Origin of the sequence: Hyphomonas sp. CY54-11-8 (assembly GCF_000682735.1) — a bacterium.
Lineage (GTDB): Bacteria > Pseudomonadota > Alphaproteobacteria > Caulobacterales > Hyphomonadaceae > Hyphomonas.
On record NZ_AWFD01000031.1, the window covers coordinates 1 to 253 of the forward strand.

Annotated in this window: 1 protein-coding gene; it reads left to right on the forward strand. The window is 68.0% G+C overall.

From position 1 onward, the window contains the following. Positions 1-253 (forward strand): toprim domain-containing protein (locus tag HY17_RS12775; protein WP_034767160.1); only part of this gene is annotated, 253 nt, incomplete at both ends.

Consider the following 253-nt stretch of genomic DNA (forward strand, 5'->3'; position numbering starts at 1 on the left):
GCGCTGTCGGCAGCCCATCTGGCCGCGCTCGAACTGCCGTCGACCCTGCTCCGGCTCTACATCGCCCGCGATGCCGACGCCGCAGGCGACCGAGCCGTCGCGACCCTGACCGAGCGCGCCGCCATGGCAGGCATCGAAGCGCTTGCCTTGTCGCCGCAGAACGCCGACTTCAACGACGATCTGCAGGCCAGAGGCATCGACGACCTGAAGGCAGCACTCCGGCCACAATTGGCGCCAGAAGATGTCGGAAGGT